The following is an 18,087-nucleotide window of genomic DNA, read 5'->3' on the forward strand; positions in this document are numbered from 1 at the left end:
TCAGTCGATGATTTCGCCGTGCAGCAGGTGCTTGCCCACCGCCACGGTGCCGACGAAGCCCATGACCGCGATCAGCAAGGCCGCCTCGAAGAACAGATCCGACTTCAGCCAGATGCCGAATACCACGATCAGCGCCAGGGCGTTGATATACAGCGTGTCCAGGGCCAGCACCCGGTCGGGCATGTCCGGGCCGCGCACCAGGCGGATCACGTTGAGGGTCACGGCAACGCCCATCAGGGTCATGCAGAAGGGAATCACGTACGCGAGCATTCGAAAATCTCCATCAGCGGGGCTTCATAGCGCGACTTGACCTCGGCGATCAGCGCCTGGTCATCGGCCACGTCCAGGCCATGCAGCAGCAGGGTCTTGTGGTCGCTGCTGAGGCCCGAGGACACGGTGCCCGGCGTCAGCGACACGATGCAGGCGAGCACCGAGAGCATGAAGTCGTTCTCGATGTCCATCGGCACCTCGACGAATGCCGGGCGCAGCTTGCGCGTGGAGCCGAGCACCAGGCGCGCCACGTGCAGGTTGGCGATGACGATGTCCCACAGCACCATCAACAGGTAGCGGCACAGCAGCAGCGGGCGGCGCAGGCGCGGCACGTCGAGCATGAAGCCACTGCACAGCAGGGCGATGCCCCAACCGAGAAACGCGCCCAGCACCAGGTGGCCCACGCTCGGCGCATTGACCATCAGCAACCAGATGACCGTGAGCAGCACGCTGAGCATGGGGTGGGGGAACAGACGGGACAGGCTCATCGCTCACCTCCGCGGACGATCTGCAGATAGGCGTTCACGTCCAGCAACTGCTGGGCGGCCGCCTGGGTGTACTCATGAATCGGCTGCGCCGCCGCGACCAGCAGCGGCCCGCCAGCCAGCAGGCAAATGGTCGCCAGCGCGCGGATACGATCGAACTCGGCAGTTGCCGCCGGCTCGCCGGTGCAGCGCCAGAACAGCGTGCTGCCGGCGCGCACCAGGGCGATGATCATGCCCAGGCCACCGAGCAGCACCACCGGCCAGAGCACCACTGCCTGCCAGCCGGTTTCCACCGAACGCAGCAGCATCAGCTTGCCCAGGAAACCGGAGAACGGCGGCAGGCCGGCCACGGAGATCGCGCCGATGAAGAACAACCCGCCCAGCAGCTTGGGCTGCAGCAACTGCGGGCCCTTGCGCAGACGCAAGCCTATCTCGCCGCGTTGACGGGCCAGCATGTCGGCCAGCAGGAACAGGCCGCCGCATATCCAGGTGCTGTGAATCAGGTAGTACAGCGCCGCACTCAGGCTTTGCACACTGCCCAGCGCGACGCCTGCGAGCAGCGTACCGACCGAGACGATCACCAGGTAGCCGATCAGCCGGCCCAGGCTACGCGCCGCCAGCGCGCCGGCCATACCGAGCAGCAGGGTCAGCGCCGCCAGCGGCCATAGCAGGTAATCGACCAGATGAGCCAGCTGCCCCGCCTCGCTGCCGAACACCAGGGTGAACACCCGGATGATCGCGTACAGCCCGACCTTGGTCATCACCGCGAACAGGGCGGCCACCGGTGCCGTGGCCGCCGCATAGGCATTGGGCAGCCAGAAGTACAGCGGCAGGATGGCGCCCTTGAGGCCGAAGACGATCAGCAGCAGATAGCCGGCGGCGGCCAGCAGGTGCTGGCGGTCGGCATCGGCTTCGGCCACCTTCAGCGCCAGGTCGGCGATGTTCAAGGTGCCGAGCAGGCCATAGAGCATGCCCACGCCGATCAGGAAGAACGACGAGGCCACCAGGTTGAGCACCACGTAGTGCATGCCCGCCTTGATGCGCTTTGGCCCGCCACCATAGACCAGCAGCGAGTAGGAGGCGATCAGCAGGATCTCGAAGAACACGAATAGGTTGAACAGGTCGCCGGTCAGGAAGGCACCGTTGATGCCGAGCAACTGAAACTGCATCAGCGCATGGAAGTTCGGGCCCCGCTGGTCATCGCCGCGTACCGCATAGAGCATGGCGAAGCTGGCCAGCGCCGCGGTCACCAGCAGCATCAGCGCCGCCAGGCGGTCGAGCAGCAGGACGATGCCGAACGGCGCCTGCCAGTTGCCCAGGGCATAGACCTGCAGCGCGCCGGCGTCCGCCTGCAGCACCAGCCAGGCGCTCAGCGGCAGCAGCGACCAGGTGGCCAGTAGGGATACCCAGCGCTTGGCGGTGATCGACAGCTGCGAGCGAACCAGCAGCAGGCTGCCGGTGAACAGCGGAATCAGGATCGGCAGGATCAACGCATGGTTCATCAGCGCGACTCCTCGCCATCGACATGGTCGGTGCGCAGCTCACCCAGGGCGCGCAACGACAGCACCACCACGAAGGCCGTCATGGCAAAGCCGATGACGATGGCGGTGAGCACCAGTGCCTGGGGAATCGGGTCACCGTACTCGGCGCTCTTGCCGATGACCGCGGGCACCCCGGTACCCAGGCGGCCCATGGCGAACAGGAACAGGTTGACCGCGTAGGAGATCAGGGTCAGGCCCATGACCACCGGGTAGATGCGTGCACGCATCAGCAGGTAAACACCGCTGGCGGCCAGCACGCCGAGGGTAATGGCGAATAGCGCTTCCATCAGAGTACCTCCTTGCTGGTTTCATCCTGACTGACGTGGCCGATGTTGGAGAGGATCAGCAATGTGGAACCGACCACCGCGAGGTAGACGCCCAGGTCGAAGAGCAGCGCGGTGGCCAACTCGAATTTACCGATCAGCGGCAGGTGGAAATAATCGAACGCCGAGGTCAGGAACGGCGCACCGAAAGCCAGGCTGCCCAGGCCGGTCAGTGCGGCGATCAGCACCCCGAGGCCGGCGATGCTGTGGTAGCTCCAGGGCATGCGCCGCTGGGTCCATTCCACGCCATGGGCCACGTACTGGAGGATCAGCGCGATGGCGGTGATCAGCCCGGCGATGAAGCCGCCCCCTGGCAGGTTGTGCCCACGCAGGAAGATGAAGGCCGAGACCAGCAGCGCCATCGGCAGGAGGATGCGCGCGATGCTGTCGAGAATCATCGGGTGGCTGTCCCGCGACCAGAGTTTGCCGTTCGGATCGGTAAGCGGGTGTGGCAGGTGCAGGCCAGCCAGCAGGCCGTAGATGCCGATCGCCGCGATTGCCAGGACGCTGATCTCGCCCAAGGTATCGAAGCCGCGGAAGTCGACCAGAATCACGTTGACCACGTTGGTGCCGCCGCCACCGCTGACGCTGTTCTCGAGGAAGAACGAGGCGATGCTGTCGTACGGTCGGGTCATCACCGCATAGGCCAGCAGCGCCACGACGATCCCGGTGCCGCCGGCCAGCAGCACGTCACGCAGGCCACGCAGGCTGCTCGACTCCACCGGCGTGCGATCGGGCATGAAGAACAGCGCCAGCACCAGCAGGATGATGGTCACCACCTCCACCGACAACTGGGTCAGGGCCAGATCCGGCGCCGAATAACGGGCGAACGCCAGGGCCACCATCAAGCCCGCGCAACTCAGGGTCATCAGCGCCTTGAGGCGATTGCGGTGGAATACCACGGTCAGCACCGCCATCACGCACAGCACGGCCATGCCGAGCACGGTGATGCCATCGGGCGGCGTCAGCGGCACATCGCCGCTGAGCGATTCCATCGGCGACAGGGCGGTGATGATCAGGATCAGCGCGCTGAGCAACAGGAAGGCCACGTAACGCTGCTGGGAGCCGCTTTCCAGCAGCTTGGTCAGCCAGCGGGCGCTCTTCACCAGGCGTGCGTTGAGCAGCTCGAACAGCTCCTTGGCATCCATCTCCGGCATGCCGTTGTACCAGCGGAACAGCGGCTCGCGGCAGGCATAGACGATGATGCCGCCGATCAGCGCGACCACGCTCATGCCCAGCGGCACGTTGAAACCGTGCCAGATCGCCAGGCTGTAGTACGGCACCTCGCCGCCCAGGGTGGCGCTGGCCGCCGATGCCAGCAACGGCGCCACCGTGTAGGCCGGCAGCATGCCGACCAGCAGGCACAGGAACACCAGGATCTCCACCGGAATCTTCATGTAGCGCGGCGGCTCGTGGGGCGGATACTTGGGCAGGTCCTTGGGCTCGCCGTTGAAGAACACGTCGTGGATGAAGCGCAGCGAATAGGCCACCGAGAACACCCCGGCCAGGGTCGCGACGGTGGGGATCATCCAGTTGAAGATGCCCAGCAGATCCTGATTGAGCGTTTCGGTAAAGAACATTTCCTTGCTCAGGAAGCCGTTGAGCAGCGGCACCCCGGCCATTGCCGAAGCCGCCACCATGGCCAGCACGGCGGTATGCGGCATGTATTTCCAGAGCCCGGCGATACGGCGCATGTCGCGACTGCCGGTTTCGTGATCGATGATGCCGGCGGCCATGAACAGCGAGGCCTTGAAGGTCGCGTGGTTAATGATGTGGAACACCGCGGCGACCGAGGACAGGTCGGTGTTGAAGCCGAACAGCAGGGTGATCAGGCCCAGATGGCTGATGGTCGAATAGGCGAGCAGCCCTTTGAGGTCATGCTGGAACAGCGCCATGATCGCCCCGAACAGCAGGGTTGCCATGCCGGTCATGCTGACCAGGTAGAACCACCACTCGGTGCCTGCCAGGGCCGGGTATAAACGGGCCAGCAGGAAAACCCCCGCCTTGACCATCGTTGCCGAGTGCAGGTACGCGGAGACCGGGGTTGGCGCCGCCATGGCCTGGGGCAGCCAGAAATGGAACGGGAACTGCGCCGACTTGGTGAACACGCCGAGCAGGATCAGGATCAGGGTGATCGGATACAGGCCGTGGCTGCGAATGGTGTCGCCCGCCGCCAGCACTTCGCTCAGCTCGAAACTGCCGGCGATGTTGCCCAGCAGCAGAATGCCGGCCAGCAGCGCCAGGCCGCCGCCGCCGGTGACGGTCAGCGCCATGCGCGAGCCGCGGCGGGCATCCGAGCTGCCGTTCCAGAAACCGACCAACAGGAACGAGGACAGGCTGGTCAGCTCCCAGAACACCAGCATCAGCAGCATGTTCTCGGAAAGCACCACGCCCAGCATGGCCCCCATGAACAGCAGCAGATAGGCGAAGAAACGCCCCATGGGCTCCTGCTTGCTCAGGTAGTAACGGGCGTAGAGGATCACCAGCAGGCCGATGCCGAGAATCATCAGGGCGAAAAGAAACCCCAGGCCGTCCAGGCGCAGGCTCAGATTGAGCCCCAACTCCGGCAACCACGCATAGCTCACCACCTGTACGTTGCCAGCGGACACCGCCGGTTGCTGGAGCCACAGCAGCAGCAAGGCGGCGGCCGGGCCGAGCGCCGCGGCCAGCGCGCAGAGCGAGCGGCCCATGCGGTCAGCCAGCAGCGGTAGAAAGATGCCTATAAATGGTAAGGCGATGATCAGCGCAAGCGCCATACACTAAACCCCTTGTACGAGCCCGTCATGCAGCCAAACGGCCAGTTAGTGTGTGCCAGAATGCCGGTCGCCTGGCGCCCGGCCGATCCCTGCGATGGTGTGCGTGATGCCAACCCGGCAAGTGGAGAAACCACCTGCGCCAGCCCGCCCCGGAGCCTGTCGAGCCAGTTACGAACCTGTGTGCGCCTAGCGTGCGGCACGCTATAACTGACTGATGAAACACTCCGAGCGTTCGACTTGTTTTTCCAGCAGAAGGCTGCAAAAACCCGCCAGGAAACGCGTTCGATTATGCTGAGCTATCGACTTGACGTCATGGATAGAATTATTACTAAAACTATCTCCGGGCTGATTCTCGAGCGTTCCGCCCGCAGTGCCTTCAGCCCCTCTAGCTCGATGCTTTCAGCGGATCCTGAAAATGCAAGAGGCCGAATCAGCGAGCTGATCCGGCCTCTTGCCCCGCAGGGTGAATGGACCCGTCAGTGGGTGACGCGGCTGGTACCGTTGACGGTCATGATGCGTACGCGCTCACCGACGCGGAAGATCTGGTTCTCTTCGACCGCCTGCACGTAGGCGCGCATGCTGCCGTCGTCTTCGCGAACGGTGATCTCCACACCCTGGGTACGGGTGATGCCTTCCTCGGCGGCCGCGCCCAGCAGGCCACCGGCTACCGCACCGATCACCGCTGCGACCGCAGACCCGCGGCCACCACCGACGCCGCTACCGGCCACGCCGCCGATCACCGCACCCGCACCACCCCCGATGGGGGTCTTGGTGCCTTCGATCTTCACCGGTCGCAGGGACTCGATGGTGCCCATGCGCACGGTCTGCACGGCGCGCGCTTCGTCGCGCGAGTAGCTGTCGCCGGTCAGGCTGGATGCGCAGCCGCCGAGGGTGAGCGTCGCTGCAGCAAACAGGACGGCGAGAAGACCAGGTTTAAGCATGACGATTCTCCAGACTGGACTGATAACCCTATGACAGCTTGGCCGCCAGGACGGTCACTGTGATTGCCGACAAATTGCTTCACGCGTTCAGCTGCGGTACAGGTCAGAACCCGAGCACATTCGCCATGGCAGTATAGACAGCTGCCATCGGCAATTATCACCATGGCATAGGGTGAATCAGCTGCGTGCCGCCTGGGCCAGCCGCCAGAACCTGGCGAGATCGGCCGCCCGTGCTTCGAGCTCCTGCCCAGCGTTGGCGCAGGCATGTTCCAGGGTAATCGGCCCCGGTGCCAGGCTGAAGCAGGCTTCGATGCCGGCTTCGCGCACCTGCTGGTAGCCGTCGCCCAGGCTGCCGGCCAGGGCGATCACGGGTACACCCTGCGCTTGCGCCACCCGCGCCACGCCAACCGGCGTCTTGCCATGCAGACTCTGGGCATCCAGGCGCCCTTCCCCGGTGATCACCAGGTCGGCGCCGCGCACTGCCTCGGCTAGGCCGGACAGCTCGGCCACCAGTTCGATGCCGGGGCGAAAGCGCGCACCGAGAAAGGCCTTGGCGGCAAAACCCAGGCCACCGGCCGCCCCGACGCCGGGAAAGGTGCTGAAGTCTTCGCCCAGGGCCTCACCAACCACTTCGGCCAGGCGCGCCAACGCCGCGTCCAGCTCCTTGACCTGTTCGGGATTCGCGCCCTTCTGCGGACCGAATACCGCCGACGCACCTTTCGGGCCGCACAGCGGATTGTCGACATCCGCCGCCACATCCACCTCCACGTGCTGCAGCCGCTCGTCGAGCCCGCTGAGGTCGACCCGTTGCAGCGCTGCCAGTGCCGCACCGCCCTGGCGCAACTGGTTACCGCCGGCATCGAGAAACCTCACGCCCAGCGCGCGCAGCAACCCGCTGCCACCATCATTGGTGGCGCTGCCGCCGAGACCCAGGATGATCCGCGTGGCGCCGGCATCCAGCGCTGCGCTGATCAACTCCCCGGTGCCATAGCTGCTGGTCACCCGGGCATCACGTTGTTCGCTGGGCACCCAATGCAGGCCACTGGCGGCGGCCATTTCGATCACCGCCGTGCCGTCGCCCAGCCAACCCCAATGGGCGCTCACCGGCGTTGCCAGCGGACCCTTCACGGTCAATTCGCGGCGCTCACCGCCGCTGGCCGCCAATACGGCGTCCACGGTACCTTCCCCGCCATCGGCCATGGGGCACAGGGCGATTTCGGCGTCCGGGTATACGGCCAGCCAGCCGCGGGCGATGGCCCGGGCCACCTCGGGCGCGCTCAGGCTCTCCTTGAAGGAATCAGGCGCGATGACGATTTTCATGGGCAGACCTCGATGACAGCGGGACGCCGCAGGCGACGTCCCGTAGAGAAGCGACTTAGAGCAGCACCAGGCTAAGCAGCCACACGGTAAGGATGCCGACCACACCCTGGATCAGGGTGGCCATGGTCTGCGCGCGATAGGCGACGGCCACCGGCATGCGGCTGAACTGGGTCACCACCCAGAAGAAACTGTCGTTGGCATGGGACACCGTCATGCCGCCGGCACCGATGGCCATTACGGTCAGTACCCGGCCCATCTCGCTATCCAGGCCCAGCTGGCCAAGCAACGGTGCAACCATCGCCGAGGTGGTCACCAGCGCCACGGTGGTCGAGCCCTGGGCGGTTTTCAGGGCCGCGGCGACCAGGAAGGGCATGAACAGCCCTACGCCCAAGGCGGACAGGGTGGTTCCCAGGTAATTGCCCAGCGGCGTGGCGCTGAGCACGGCGCCAAAGGCGCCCCCTGCCCCGGTGATCAGAATGATCGGCGCAGCGGACACGATCCCCTCCGAGACACGGTCATGCAGGTTCTGGCGCTTGCCATTGCCCTTGAGCAGGGTGCACGCCAAGGCCAGACCGACCAGCAGCGCCATTACCGGATGGCCCAGGAAGCTCAGTACGCTCAACAGCGTGCCATCGCCCAGCGGCCGGCTCGGAAATGCCGCGATCGAGCCCAGACAGATCAGCAGGATCGGTACGAAGATCGGCGCGAAGGCCTGGGTTGCACTGGGCAGGGTGCCGTATTGAGCGCGCAGGGCGGCGAAGTCCTCGCTGCCCGGCATGGGCGTACCGTCGTCCACCAGCTCGATGTCCTTGCCGATGAAACGGTTGGCCCAGAGCATGCCGGCCAGCGCGGTGACCATCGCCACCACCAGACCGACGACGATCACCAGGCCCAGGCTGGAACCGAGGCCAAGGTTACCGGCGGCGGCAATCGGCCCGGGCGTCGGCGGCACGAAGGTGTGGGTGGCGTAGAGGCCGGTCGCCAGCGCCACGCTCATGGCCACTACCGAGACCTTCATGCGCGCCGCCAGGGCGTTCTTCAACGAATTGAGGATCACGTAACCGGAATCGCAGAACACCGGAATCGACACTAGGTAACCGATGATCGACATGGTCAGGGTGGGAAAGCGCTCGCCGAGCAGCTTGATGACCGTCTCGGCCATGGTGATCGCGGCGCCGCTGCGCTCGAGGATCACGCCGATGATGGTGCCCAGCACGATGACGATACCGATGTTGCCCAGGATGCCACCGAAGCCCGTGGCGACGGTCTTGAGAATGTCCTGATGGGGCAACTGGTAAGCGAAGCCGGCGATCAGGGCCGCCGCCAGCAGAGCCAGGAAGGGATGCAGCTTGAGACGGGTGGTCGACACCACGATGAACGCGATCAGTGCGACCAGGATCAGAACCAGAGCCATGCCGGTGTCCTCGTTGTTGTTATGTGATTTGCTAGGTACCGGACATTGTCACCCAGCACTACCGGGCGACACCCTGTTCATTCGCACAACAGAAGAAACAAAGCGGAGGCCTTTTACTGTGCAGTGGCATCACCCCGGAAGGCGGCAATCAGTCCGGCTCGATCAATCCCAGCCCCAGCGACAACTGCAGACGGCGATCCAGACGCGTCAGCTCCACGCCGCTGAGCTCGGCGATGCGCTCGAGGCGATAGCGCAGGGTGTTGCGATGGATCCCCAGTGCCGCCGCGCAGCTCTGCACCTGGCCATCGTGCTCACACCAGGCTTCGAGGGTTTCGCGCAGCACGCCATTGCCGTCCTGGGCGAGCACCTGCTTCAACGGTGCCAGCCAGCCCTGCAGCAGCCAGCTGTTGCGCTGGGCATGCAGCAGGGTTGGCAAACGATGCTCTTCCAGTGCCACCAGACGCGAGGCCGGGTGACGCGCTCGGGCAAACGCCTGCAGATCACGCAGCGCCAGACACGCCTGACGCAATTGAGCATGCGACCGCACCGCATCGCTGACCAACAGGCGAGTCACGCCCCAGCTACGTTCATCGGCGCCCTCCAGCCAATGATGATCGTCCTGGCCGGCAGCTACCGGTCGGCACCAGAGCAGTTCACGCATGCCCAAAGGCGCCCACAGGTGTTCCTTCTTGCCAGCCATGGCGCCCAGCAGCCGAGCCTGCTGCGCCAGGGGCTCGCCCTGCTCGTGCAATTCCAGCAGGCATACCTGACGCGGCCAGTTGAACGTCAGGCCCTGACGCTCGGCTTCGGCGCTCAGGGTGGCGATGGCAACCGACGGGTCGAACAGCTGACGCAACCAGGCGTCCAGCTGATGGCGCTGCCAATGCCGTTCGGCTTGCAACTGACGCTGCTCGACCAGCATCTCCGCGGCCATGCGCACCAGTTCGGCGTAGGGCCGCACCACCTCGGGGTCGCCGGTGATGCCCAGTACGCCGATCAGCTCATCGGCATGCAGCAAGGGCAGATTCACCCCAGGGCGTACACCACGCAGGCAGGTCGCGGCCTGCTCGTCGATCTCCACCACCCGCCGGTTGGCCAGCACCAGTTGCGCCCCTTCATGGCGGGTGTGCAGGCGCAGCGGGTCGCCGCTGCCGATGATCATGCCCTGGGCATCCATCACGTTGATGTTGTAGGGCAGGATGGCCATGGCGCGATCGACGATGTGCTGGGCCAGGGTGGAGTCGAGTTCAAGCATGCTGGGGTCTGCGCGATGGAAGCCGACGACGTCGGCCGGGTGCCAGTGTGGACGACCGCAGGTGGTCAGGGCGCCAGGCGCTGGCGCAGCCAGGCTTCGCCCTCGCGGCGATAGTCGAGACGGTCGTGCAGACGGCTGGCACGCCCCTGCCAGAACTCGATGCGTTCGGGCAGCAGGCGATAACCGCCCCAGTGTGGCGGGCACTCGGGCGCCTGGTCGGCGAAGCGTCGTTCGGTTTGCGCCAGCAGGCCTTCCAGCTCGCCGCGGTCGTGGATCACCTTGCTTTGCGGCGAGGCCCAGGCACCGAGGCGGCTGCCCAGCGGGCGCACCTGGAAGTAGGCGTCGGACTCGGCAGGCGTCACCCGCTCGACTCGCCCTTCGATACGCACCTGGCGCTCCAGGGTCGGCCAGAAGAAGGTCAGCGCGGCAAAAGGGTTGGCCTCCAGCTGCTCGCCCTTGGCGCTCTGGTAGTTGCTGAAGAAGGTGAAGCCCCGCTCGTCCAGACCCTTGAGCAGCAGCACACGGCAATGCGGGCGACCATCGGCATCGACGGTCGCCAGGGTCATGGCATTGGGTTCCACGGGGAGCTGCTCGGTTTTCACCGCGTCGGCGAACCAGCTTCTGAACAGCGCGAGGGGCTCGAGCGGCGCCTGATCCTCGCTCAACCCGTCACGGGTGTAATCACGGCGCATGTCGGCCAGGGTCTGAGTCATGAGCGTATTCTCGGAAGCGACAAAGACCCTAGCTTAACGGGACACGCCTTATTTGGCTTGATCTGCGGCAACCACTTTCTTGGCATCGGCCAGCTTGGTGGTGCTCTTGGCGGCGGGCTTGTCGGCAGTTTTGGCGACCGCCTTGGCAGCTGGCTTGGCGGCTGGTTTTGCAGCGGCCTTGGGCTTGGACTTGGTAGAAGCCTTGGCCACGGTTTTGCCCGCAGGTTTGGCGTCAGCCTTGGCAGCGGCTTTCTCGGCGGGTTTGTCGGCCGCGGCAACGGCCGTGGCGGCAGCCGGTGCCGGTTCCGGCGTGCTGTATTTGGCGATCAGGGCCTGCAGGGTGTCCTGGCGGGTCAGCAGAATCTCCACGCGGCGATTGAGCTCACGGCCGTTAGCGCTGTCATTGGCGGCGCGCGGCATGTCCGGGCCCATGCCCTTGACCATCAGGCGATCCTGCTTGAGGCCGCTGAGGCGGAAGATGGCGGTGAACGCGCGGGCACGCTCGAGGCTCAGCGCGCGGTTGGTCTCCAGGGCACCGCTGCTGTCGGCATGGCCGAGTACCAGCACGCCGACCTTGCTGTCTTTTTCCATTACCTTGGCCACGCGGGTGATCGGGCCCAGGGTGACCGGCAGCAGCATGCCCGGGCGATCCGGGTTGAACGAGCCCTTGACCGGCGCGGTGACCACCAGCAGGTTCTCACGACGCTCCATCTCGAAGTTGCTGTCCTTGATCGCGTCACGCACCAGCGGCTCGTATTCGTCCAGCCAGGCCTGGGTGACTTCGGGCGGCGGCATGGGAACCGGCTTGGGATCTTCCTTCTTCTCGAACAGGGAGCAACCTGTCAGCAGTACGCAAAGCGCCAGCGCGCAAGTCTTATAGGAAAGCATCGGTTCATCCAGTATCTAAGCGGTCGAAGTCACCCGGGTAATCCGGAGTCAGCTAAAAGCGTTACTGCGCAACAGTTTAAGCGCGGTTCTTAAAAACACTCACATAAGATAACCGCAAGTTTCTGTGCACGCGGATCCATTAAGACGAACGGCCCCAGGTTATTCGTAACGAAACCCACCGCCACATCGCGCTCCGGGTCGGCGAAACCGGTGGTACCGCCGGCACCGGGGTGGCCGAAGGCGCCTGGCCCCATGCCGTAGGTAGCATTCGCCACGGTGGGCTGGTCGAGCATGCAGCCGAGGCCGAAACGGGTCGACGTCAGCAATGTTCTGTCCTCACCGACACTGTGTTCACGGGTGAGTTCAGCGAGCAACTGGCTGTCGAGCAGGCTGCCATCGAGCAGGCCGCTGTAGAATCCGGCCAGGCTGCGGGCGTTGCCATGGCCATTGGCGGCGGGCTGCTGCATGCGTCGCCACTCGGGTTTGTTGGTGCTGGTCATGATCGACGGCGGGTTGGTGAACGCCCGGGTGGTCATCGCCTGGGCGTCGGTCATCATGGTCTTGAGCATGCGCTGCGCTGCCCCATCCCCCAGGTTGCCCTTGCCGCGACTGATGGTGGCGACGCGGTGGAACTCCTCGTCCGCCAGGCCGACGTGAAAATCCAGGCCCAGCGGCCTGGCGGTACGTGCCACGATCGACTCGCCCGGGCCACGCCCCTCGACCCGCCGCAGCAACTCGCCGACCAGCCAGCCGAAGGTGATCGGCGCATAACCGTGACCCTCGCCCAGCGCCCACCAGGGCGCCTCGGCGGCCATGGCGGCGGTCATGGTCTGCCAGTCGTAAAGTGCTTCGGCAGGCAGGCTGGCGCGGATCGCCGGCAGCCCGGCCTGGTGGCTGAGCAAATGGCGCAGGGTGATGCGCTCCTTGCCCGCAGCGGCGAACTCCGGCCAGTAACGCGCGACTGGCGCATCCAGCTCGAGTTTGCCCTCGCCCACCAGCTGCAAGGCGGTTACCGCAGTAAACGGTTTGGTGCAGGAGAACAGGTTGAGAATGGTATCGCTGTGCCAGGCCTGCTGGCCGTCCTTGTCGGCGACCCCGGCCCAGATGTCCACCACGGTTTCGCCCCCCACCTGCACGCACAGCGCGGCGCCACGCTCCTGCAGGTCGTCGAACAAGGCCGCGAACGCGTCTTTTACCGCTTCGAACTTGAGGTCGAAGTAACCCTGAATCTGCACTGACTGCTCCTGCATGGAAAAGGCGCCAGCCGAGCCGGCGCGCGGTGATTACGGCTTGGCCTCGGCGGCTGGCGCGTCGCCATCGACGGCCGGCGCGGGGGCCGGTACGGCCTCCCCGGCAGGCGCGGCGGCAGGTGTTGGCTCGGGCTCCTGGGCAGCCTGCTCGAGCACCAGCGGCGGTACGCTCAGGTTGGCCTTGCGTACGGCGCTGACGAAGCCATCCCACGGCCGGTCGGTGATCGCCACCAGGCCCAGGTGACCGTTCTCGCCGTCGAGCAGGCGCCCGGTGACCGGCTGATCGAGGTACTGGAACCAGTGCACGCCGACGATCTGCGGCTCTTCCAGGGCCTTTTTCAGGAAGTTGGCATAGGCCGGGCCCCGCTCCTCTTCCTTGTACACCTCGGCAACGCCGCCCCAGAACGGGCCACGGTCGCGGGAGCCGAAATGGAACTCGGTGACCAGCAACGGCTTGTCCAGCTTGCGCAGGGCCTCGAAGTCATAGCCATGCTGCGGCTCGCGGGTGTAGAAGTTGAAGCTCAGCACGTCGCAGTACTCGGCGCAGGCTTGCACCGCCTCGGGAATGCTCGCGGAAAAGCGGCCGCCCAGCAGCAGGTGGTTGGGCGTGTGCCAGTCGAGGGAGTCGGCGATGGTCTTGAAGTAGGTATCGGCGAACAGGCGCAAGAAGCGCTTCATGTCGTTTTCGATGGCCGGGTAGGCCGGGTTGACCGGTGGCGCCTCGAAGCCCGGGTCCTCCATCAGTTCCCAGGCCTTGAGGTCGATGCCCCAGGCCTTGGACAGCCCTTCCTGGTTGCGGTACTTGTCGCGCAGTTGCTTGAGGAAGGCCCGCTTGGCCGGCACGTCGGTAGTCAGGCGCAGCGTGGCGTAGGCCAGCGCATAGCGCGACAGCGGATCCTCTGCCGGCCCGGCCCAGGCCAGTTCGTTGTCGGCGTAGTAGCCCATCACCCAGGGATCGTCACGGTGGTCACGGGTGGCGATGGCGATGGCGCGTTCGGCGGCCATGGCGAACCGCGGGTCGAACGGGTCGGGCATGCCGCCCCACCAGTCGATGCCGGTGCTGATGGTGGCGTAGTCGCCATGGATGGACAACGGAATGCTGTAGGGCATGCGCTTGTCGAGGGCGAAGTCGTTGTCGCTCCAGTTGCCCAGGGTGTTGAAGCCCCAGGCCTGCAGGCGGTTCTGCGCACGCTCGCGCCACAGCTGGGGCTTCTGCTCACCATAGGTGCGCTGCAGGTTGGCGGCGTAAAAGTCGTACCAGCGACCCTTGTCGAAATCGCGGCCGCGGTTGGCGCCAGTATCGGATTCGTTGCTGCCACTGCCATAGAACGCGGCCAGTGGCTCACTCTCGGCCGGCAGGGCACTGAACATCTTCTCGCGCCCTTCTACATAGGTCTGGCTCTGGGTGCCGGTCACGGTGTTCACGCCCAGCGAATAGAAGGGATTGCCTTCCGGGGTGACCAGGAACCAGCGCCCACCGCGTTTCTCGGTGCGGAAAAACCCGGTGGCCTCGAACGACGGGCCGCCGATCCAGCCACCATAGATGTCCTGCTTGGGATGCTCGGCCTGCCAGGCCTGCAACTGCTTGTCTTCCTGGACCACGCCCTGGCGCAGCTGCTCGTCGTTCTTGATCTTGCCCGGCCAGTCGCGGCGGGTGAACTGACCGTAGCCATCGACGATCCCCTTGTAGGCCTGCTCCAGATCGCCGCTGCCACGCACGCCGAAGCGGCCCAGCAGTATGTGCTGCGCGGCCTGGGGGTTGGGGATCGACAGGGTCACGGCGGAGACGTTCCTGAGGTCGATTTCACCCTTCACGGTTTCTGCCAGCAGCAACAGGCGGCCGTCGTAACGCCAGGGCATCGGTGCCCCGGCGCGCATGCCCTGGGCTCGCGGCGAGGTGGCGCCCAGCGGCATCAGCAGCGTCTGCGCCGGGCCGGCAGGCAGGGCGATCTGGCTGGTCAGGCGCTTGCCATCGGCACTTTCGATGGTGACGTCCAGAGTCAGCGCCCAGTCCATAGCGTTCTGCACGCGCAGGCTCATGGCGCTCGCCTCGGACCAGTCCCAGGTGCCGGTTTGCGGCGTCAGGCGCAGGGTCGGACGCTCGCTCGGGTTGAAGGACACGCGGCGCAGGATCTCGCCCTGGGCGGCGCTTTCGGCCGTGACGCTGGGCAGGTAGGCGTTGTCGCCGGACACCTGCACGGCGTCCATCGGCCGTACGAAGTTGAACAGCTCCTGGCGATCGGCCGCATGGCCCAGGGCCGGCAGGCCGAGCAGCGTGACCAGCGCCAGGCGCTTGATCGCCAATGGATGTCGAGGACGGGCTGCAGCTATGCACAGTGACAGAACTTTGGTAACCAGACCCGCGGGTGCGTGCGTAGTGCAGCGCCCCGAATGATCGGCCGACAGCAGCCAGGTGTTGACCTTCAAGACCCCTTCTCCCCGCAACTCGACGACGAATATGAGTGCCCGAGACTATCCCGTCACGAGCCTTTTGCCGCGCCTCACGCGCGCAGGCGCAATAGTGCGACAGATGGGGGCTCCACCGCAAAGCCCGCATGTCAGATGACTGACCTTGCGGGGTGTTTTTTTCGTCGAGCGGCGCCGCAGGCCTAGCTGATTTCCCGTCGGAACGGCGGCAGCGCGTTGAGGATCGCCTTGCCATAGCGCTGGGTGACCACCCGCCGATCCAGCAGGGTGATGGTGCCGCGGTCCTCTTCGGTGCGCAGCAGGCGCCCGCACGCCTGCACCAGGCGCAACGAGGCGTCGGGTACGGCGATTTCCATGAACGGGTTGCCGCCGCGCGCTTCGATCCATTCGGCCAGGGCCGCCTCGACCGGATCGTCCGGCACGGCGAAGGGAATCTTGGCGATCACCACGTGCTCGCAGTAGGCGCCCGGAAGGTCGACGCCCTCGGCGAAGCTGGCCAGGCCGAACAGCACGCTCTCCTCGCCGCTGTCGACTCGCGCCTTGTGCTTGTTGAGGGTTTCCTGCTTGGACAGGTTGCCCTGGATGAACACGCGCTTGCGCCAGTCACGCTCCAGGCCGTCGAACACGTCCTGCATCTGCCGACGCGAGGAAAACAGCACCAGCGTGCCGCGCGAACCCTGCACCAGCGCCGGCAGTTCGCGGATGATCGCCGCGGTGTGCTCGGCGGCGTTGCGCGGATCGGCCTTGAGGTCCGGCACGCGCAGCACGCCGGCGTCGGCATGGTGGAAGGGGCTGGGCACCACCGCCGTCGCCGCGACCTTGGGCAGGCCGGCGCGCATGCGGTAACGGTCGAAGGTGCCCAACGCGGTAAGGGTCGCCGAGGTGACCAGCGCGCCGTAGGCGACGCTCCACAGGTTGCGCCTGAGGGTTTCGGCCGCCAGGATCGGGCTGGCGTTGACCTCGATATCGAACAGCGCGCCGCTCTCGGCCAGGGTCAGCCAGCGCGCCATGGGCGGGCTGTTCTCGGGATCTTCGGCGGTGAACGCCAACCACAGCTCCCAGGTGCCCTGGGCGCGCGCCAGCAGGCTGCCGAACAGCGGGTACCACTCCTCGGCCTGATGGCTGGCGATGCCGATGCTGGTCTCACCGTCCATGGCTTCCTTGAGCTTTTCGGTCACGCCGGTGAACAGGTCGTTGAGCTTGGAAAAACCCTTCTTCAGTTCCAGGCCCAGTTCGATCAGGTGCTCGGGCACCACGCCGCCGACGAAACGGTGGCGCGGCCGTTCTCGCCCTTCCATGTCCTCGCCGGGCTTGAAGTCCGCCACCTGCTCGCAGGCGCTGAACATGAACTGCTGGTGGCTCTTCAGCTCGCGGGCCAGCTCCGGCACCTGCTCGATCAGCCGGCCGAGATCGCCCGGCAGCGGGTGCTGGGCCAAGAGCTTGCTGAGGTTCTTGGCGATCTGCTCGAGCCAGTCGGCCGTGGAGCGCAGGCGGGTGAAATGGGCGAAGTGGCCGATGGCCTTGTCGGGCAGGTGATGGCCTTCGTCGAACACGTACAGGGTGTCGCGCGGGTCGGGCAACACGGCGCCGCCGCCCAGGGCGAGGTCGGCCAGCACCATGTCGTGGTTGGTGACGATCACGTCGACCTTGCCCATGCCTTCGCGGGCCTTGTAGAAGGTGCACTGCCCGAAGTTCGGGCAATGGCGGCCGGTGCACTGGCTGTGGTCGGTGGTCAGCTGCGCCCAGCGGCTGTCTTCCAGCTCCTGGGGCCAGCTGTCACGGTCACCGTCCCATTTGTTGCCGGCGAGCTTCTCGATCATGGAGGTGAACAGCTTCTGGCCTTCCTCGTCCACATCGATGCGAAAGCCCTCCTCCTCGAACAGCTGCGCCGTGGAACTCTGCGCCTGGCCTTCCTGCAGCAGCACGTCGAGCTTGGACAGGCACAGGTAACGACCGCGGCCCTTGGCCAGGGCGAAGCTGAAATTCAGGCCGCTGTTGCGCATCAGATCGGGCAGGTCCTTGTGCACGATCTGCTCCTGCAGCGCCACGGTGGCGGTCGCCAGCACCAGGCGCTTGCCCGCCGCCTTGGCGGTGGGAATGGCGGCCATGCAATAGGCCACGGTCTTGCCGGTGCCGGTGCCGGCCTCGACGGCCACCACGGCGGGATCACCGAGCCGGCGCCCTTCGTCGTCGGCCTTGATGGTGCCCAGTACCTTGGCGACCTCGGCGATCATCAGGCGTTGCCCGTAGCGAGGCTTGAGGCCCTTGGATTCGAGAAAACGGGAGTAGGCGCCCTGAATCTGGGTCTTGAGTTCGGTGCTGAGCATTAAGGATCTTGGCTGAGAAAAGGCTGGATATATTTTCAGTATTCGCTAACGGCCGCTATCATAACGCGCCTATCGCCCCTGTGCTGATTCGCTTGCCGACTCCCGATGAAGAGTACGGCCACAAGCGCCAGCGGGCCCGACTTTGAAACCGATCACGGCAGGTCGCAGCGACCTGCT

The 18,087-nt window shown here is 65.6% G+C and carries 14 protein-coding genes; all 14 read right to left on the bottom strand.

The features are described 5' to 3' along the window. The gene (locus K8U54_RS03945) at positions 1–270 is read right to left on the bottom strand and encodes a K+/H+ antiporter subunit F (RefSeq protein ID WP_042555266.1); all 270 of its coding nucleotides are present in this window, start codon (positions 268–270) and stop codon (positions 1–3) included. Further along, positions 255–758 (bottom strand): Na+/H+ antiporter subunit E, encoded by a 504-nt coding sequence (locus K8U54_RS03950; RefSeq protein WP_249908965.1) that lies wholly within the window; start codon positions 756–758, stop codon positions 255–257. Before K8U54_RS03950 ends, K8U54_RS03945 begins: the two co-directional genes overlap by 16 nt. After that, positions 755–2,257, bottom strand: a complete 1,503-nt coding sequence (locus K8U54_RS03955; protein ID WP_249908966.1) for a monovalent cation/H+ antiporter subunit D — start codon at positions 2,255–2,257, stop codon at positions 755–757. The genes K8U54_RS03950 and K8U54_RS03955 overlap by 4 nt, the downstream gene beginning before the upstream one ends. Continuing rightward, a complete protein-coding gene (locus K8U54_RS03960; RefSeq protein ID WP_249908967.1) occupies positions 2,257–2,583 on the bottom strand; it encodes a Na+/H+ antiporter subunit C in 327 nt (108 codons plus the stop codon). Before K8U54_RS03960 ends, K8U54_RS03955 begins: the two co-directional genes overlap by 1 nt. Next, positions 2,583–5,375 (bottom strand): monovalent cation/H+ antiporter subunit A, encoded by a 2,793-nt coding sequence (locus K8U54_RS03965; RefSeq protein WP_249908968.1) that lies wholly within the window; start codon positions 5,373–5,375, stop codon positions 2,583–2,585. The genes K8U54_RS03960 and K8U54_RS03965 overlap by 1 nt, the downstream gene beginning before the upstream one ends. Positions 5,376–5,851: 476 nt before the next feature. Further along, a complete protein-coding gene (locus K8U54_RS03970) occupies positions 5,852–6,316 on the bottom strand; it encodes a hypothetical protein (protein WP_249908969.1) in 465 nt (154 codons plus the stop codon). Between the two features lie 177 nt (positions 6,317–6,493). Next, positions 6,494–7,636 carry a glycerate kinase gene (locus tag K8U54_RS03975; RefSeq protein WP_249908970.1) on the bottom strand — a complete coding sequence of 381 codons (1,143 nt, stop codon included), beginning with the start codon at positions 7,634–7,636 and terminating at the stop codon, positions 6,494–6,496. 55 nt (positions 7,637–7,691) lie between these two features. Next, complete coding sequence (locus K8U54_RS03980; RefSeq protein WP_249908971.1) at positions 7,692–9,050, bottom strand: GntP family permease; 1,359 nt, start codon at positions 9,048–9,050, stop codon at positions 7,692–7,694. 148 nt (positions 9,051–9,198) lie between these two features. After that, a complete protein-coding gene (locus K8U54_RS03985) occupies positions 9,199–10,305 on the bottom strand; it encodes a sugar diacid recognition domain-containing protein (RefSeq protein WP_249908972.1) in 1,107 nt (368 codons plus the stop codon). Between the two features lie 65 nt (positions 10,306–10,370). Next, the gene (gene pdxH, locus K8U54_RS03990; RefSeq protein ID WP_249908973.1) at positions 10,371–11,018 is read right to left on the bottom strand and encodes a pyridoxamine 5'-phosphate oxidase; all 648 of its coding nucleotides are present in this window, start codon (positions 11,016–11,018) and stop codon (positions 10,371–10,373) included. 48 nt (positions 11,019–11,066) lie between these two features. Then, positions 11,067–11,906, bottom strand: a complete 840-nt coding sequence (locus K8U54_RS03995; protein WP_249908974.1) for an OmpA family protein — start codon at positions 11,904–11,906, stop codon at positions 11,067–11,069. An 89-nt stretch (positions 11,907–11,995) separates the two neighbouring features. Then, a complete protein-coding gene (locus K8U54_RS04000; RefSeq protein WP_249908975.1) occupies positions 11,996–13,141 on the bottom strand; it encodes a serine hydrolase domain-containing protein in 1,146 nt (381 codons plus the stop codon). 48 nt (positions 13,142–13,189) lie between these two features. Then, positions 13,190–15,454 carry a beta-agarase gene (locus K8U54_RS04005; protein WP_249910391.1) on the bottom strand — a complete coding sequence of 755 codons (2,265 nt, stop codon included), beginning with the start codon at positions 15,452–15,454 and terminating at the stop codon, positions 13,190–13,192. Between the two features lie 311 nt (positions 15,455–15,765). Beyond that, on the bottom strand, positions 15,766–17,910 hold the full coding sequence (dinG, locus tag K8U54_RS04010; RefSeq protein WP_249908976.1) for an ATP-dependent DNA helicase DinG: 2,145 nt from the start codon (positions 17,908–17,910) through the stop codon (positions 15,766–15,768). Positions 17,911–18,087 lie beyond the last annotated feature (177 nt).

The organism is Pseudomonas fulva (genome assembly GCF_023517795.1).
Taxonomy (GTDB): domain Bacteria; phylum Pseudomonadota; class Gammaproteobacteria; order Pseudomonadales; family Pseudomonadaceae; genus Aquipseudomonas; species Aquipseudomonas fulva_D.